Origin of the sequence: Mucilaginibacter lappiensis (genome assembly GCF_900155965.1) — a bacterium.
Taxonomy (GTDB): domain Bacteria; phylum Bacteroidota; class Bacteroidia; order Sphingobacteriales; family Sphingobacteriaceae; genus Mucilaginibacter; species Mucilaginibacter lappiensis.
On the sequence record NZ_FTMG01000035.1, the window covers coordinates 1 to 4,117 of the forward strand.

The following is a 4,117-nucleotide window of genomic DNA, read 5'->3' on the forward strand; positions in this document are numbered from 1 at the left end:
TCTTTATACGTCAATTCCTCCCCACGGAAAATGAGCGCAATATTTTCAGGTGTTTTTGCTACCTGTTCCTCAAACAAATCTACTATCGTCTTATCGGAAGGATAAACAACTGTGGTATCATTAAGCCCTTGCAGTTCTCCTTTCGTTAATATATCAATATCTGACACCTGGCTGTTAGGATGAATGATCAGCTGTTTTAACACTTGTTCAAAATGATCTTTAATCATCTCGGCAAAGTAAACGTCCAGCAGATCACTGTTATAAGAGAAATCGATAACCAGTTCTTGTTTCAGACTGACAGAAAGGCTCAGCAGATAGTTCCTCCTTTCTGTCAAACGCATGCCATCAACCTTCAATGCATGATCATTTGCTTCATATTTAGCTTTGGGATAATTATCAAAAACAAGTACAGTATCAAACAGGTCACCTTTTAAACCTATCCAGTTCTGTATCTCACTTAGAGCAGTATACTGATATTGTCTTGCATCCGTATGATTCCGCTGAATAGTATGCAACCAGTCATTAACAACGCCTTCCACCACACTATGTAAAGGCAAATTATTAATATACAAACCAATTCTCTGTTCCGCATTATACATATCAACAGGTCTTCCACTCACTACCATACCAAAAGCTACCGCCGTATTTCCGGTGTACCGGCTTAACAGTAATGACCATACTCCCTGCAGCAAGGTAGTCGGAGTAAGCTGATGTTGTTGGCAAAACTGCCTGATCTCATCAGTAAATGCCGTCCCTGCTCTCAGATAACTATGCGCCACTCCTCCGTCTCCCTTATTACGACTATGGTCTGCAACATTCCCCACAAATGGTAACAAGCTTTTATCGCTAAGACCACGCAGATGACTCTTCCAAAAAGCCTCTGCGGCAAAGTGGTCAGCCTGACCAATATATTTAATAAAATCACTGTACTTATCCTCTTCCCTCACAACAGGAAGAGTGCCTTTTGCAAATGCTTCATAGGCTTCCAGGAACTCAGATATCAACACAGAATTAGACCATCCATCCAGCAAAATATGATATCGTGTCCATATCATCTTATAAGAAGTGCTGCTTAATTTAATAAGTGTAATCCGCATCAGCGGTGGTACATTCAGATCAAAACCCCGTTTAAAATCTTCCGTAAAAAACTCACTCACTTCAGCTTCTTTCTCATCAGCACTGAGTCCGCTGTAATCCATTAATACAATCGGCATGCGGACATCAGGATGTACACATTGTACCGGGATACTAAATGCATCGGCAATAAAACTACTTCTTAATACACTGTGATTAGCGAGTATATAATTCCATGAGGAGGTGAATGCATCCAATATCACCCCGTCTGTAAAATCAAGCTGGAACTGTTCCAGGTAGGCCGTACTCTTATCATACAAATAGTGAAACAGCATCCCTTTCTGCAATGATGTTAAACGATACACCTCCGTGATATTTCTATCAGCCAAAAAAGCAGACAGTTCTTTATATCCCACTTCAGGTGCCAGCCCACAATCGGAAGGTGTAAGCTCTTTTCTTTTAGTTTCCTTGCAGTGGGTTATTAATATTTTGATGTTATCTAAAAATGACGCCGCTAAAGCCTCTATAAAACCAGTATCAGCAGAATAACTGAAACGCAGATTTAACTCGCCTTCCCTTATAATACCACTGATATTCAAAGTACTACTAAATGAAAAATCAACATCTGCACTATCACCGGTGTCTTCAGTTGCGGCGTGCAATAATCTACCGTTCAACACATTATCTGATTGTCCCAGGTAATTGAATAATACATCCCATTCCCCCCCCTTCAAACTATCTCTTACTGAGGCTGAAGGATGCAGGTAACGTAATAATCCGTATCCTATTCCATTCTGAGGCACTGCTCTTAGTTGTTCCTTTGTATTCTTTATCAGATCTCCTGAAGAAATTCCGCTCTCTGCGGATAACAAAAAAGGGTATACAGTTGTAAACCAGCCGACTGTATTACTGGTATCAATCTCCCTGGAAATATACTCCCTGCCATGTCCTTCCATTCCTATGACAGTATTCGATGAACCTGTGTGTGTAAACAACGTTTGCGCCAGCGCTGCCAACAGTATATCGTTAATCTCAGTATTATAAACCTGATGTACCTCCTGTAACAAAGCACGGGTCTGCACGTTATCCAATTGTACTGTATAACTTTTACGAACCTCTTTATTTATATTCAAACGTTTATAAGCCCTGATCACATTTAACCAGTAGGATTGCTGGGCCGTTACTGCATTACTTGCAGCATATTTCTGCAGCACACTCCCCCATTCCCGGTACGAAGTAGTTTTAATACCCAATGTTTCCCCATTCAGCAGATTCACCAATTGTTCCAACAGTATCCTCCAGGATACACCATCAACAACCAGGTGATGTATCACTATAAATAATCTGTTATAAGCATCATCTGGAGGTGTTTGTATGAGCAACACCTTTATCACCCTGCCTTCTGTTATATCAAGCTCTCTTTGGGCCACGTTACATAATGCAGTAATCTCCTCGCTTTCATGTATTTCAACAACCCCATCCGTACTACCATAGCTCTGCACCCCATCTTTATAGATAAACCTTAAAGCATCATGTTGTGCTACCAATGCCTGGACAGCAGATGTCACAACAGCAGCACTCACTGATTTATTTATATTCAGTAACTGCGATTGATTATAGTGAGAAGGATGAGCATAAGGTAATTCAAAGAACCACTGCTGTATAGGTAACAATACCGCGTTGCCCGTTAACAAACCCTGCTCTGCTGCAACATCTACATTATTCATTTCCATTCTGACAGATAACAGTGCAATTGTTCTATGCTCAAAAAGGTCACGCGGATGTAAACGCAAACCGATCTTATTGCATCTGCTAACCACCTGTATACTCACAATAGAATCTCCCCCCAACTCAAAAAAATCGTCATAGATGCCGATACGCTCTACATGCAGCAATTCCTGCCAGATGTTTGCCAGTTTCCTTTCCGTCTCATTACGGGGCTCCAGATAAATATTAACTGGAATTGCATCAGGCAATGCCTTTTTATCAATCTTTCCATTGTGGGTAAGCGGCACTTCCGTCAGCTCCACCAGTAACGAAGGAAGCATATATTCAGGCAAATGCAACTTTAAATACGTCTGTATAAAATCCTTGTCAAATACCCCTTCCGGCACTACATAGGCAATCAATCTTTTATCTTTCACTATCACAATACCTTGACTAACCCGCTCACAGCTATTCAACACAGCAGTAATTTCTCCCGGCTCTATCCGGTAACCACGGATTTTTACCTGGTCATCGAGTCGGCCCAGGTAAACAATGTTGCCATCGGGCATCCATTTAGCAAGATCGCCGGTTTTATACAACCGACCATAATCACTATTAGTAAAGCGCTCATTTGTTAATGATTGCAGATGTAAATATCCCTTGGCTAACCCTACTCCTCCAATGTATAATTCCCCCTGTACGCCAACAGGCGCCAGATTACCCGACGTATCTAATATATACAGCTTCGTATTAGCTATGGGCATTCCTATAGGCACATCAGTAAAAGGAACAGGTTCATCTGTATAAAAACTATAAGTGCTACAACCCACAGTAGCCTCCGTAGGTCCATATTCATTTATGATCTCAACCTTTATACCCTTATCTGTCCAATATTGTACATCGCCCAGTTTTAAAGCCTCTCCACCCAGCACATATTTATAGGTAAGACTCGATAGCGATTGATCATCCAGAGTGTTCTTCAAGACACTCATATGTGCCGGGGTGAGTTTTATAAAATCGTAAGGTGCATACTTTACAAGATTAGGGTCTTTAAATATCTCTGCACCCCCTTCGGCGCTGATCACCACTTGTTTGCCCTGCAACAAAGGAACGTATAAAGCTGTTACTGATGCATCAAATGTAAATGGCATATGGATATAACTGCCGGTCTTATTCCCGTCAACAGTGTAATTAGCAATTGCATTAAAAATGTAATTGTTCAAACCTTCATGCCCAACTAATACGCCTTTAGGCTTACCTGTAGAACCGGAGGTATAAATTACATAGGCCAAATCATCCGGATTAATAATATAATCACGCTCATAACTATCCAACT

General features: G+C 41.0%; 1 protein-coding gene. It reads right to left on the reverse strand.

What is annotated here, in order from left to right; genetic code table 11:
- On the reverse strand, nt 1-4,117 hold a 4,117-nt coding region (locus BW976_RS28810), incomplete at both ends, for a condensation domain-containing protein (RefSeq protein ID WP_139332466.1).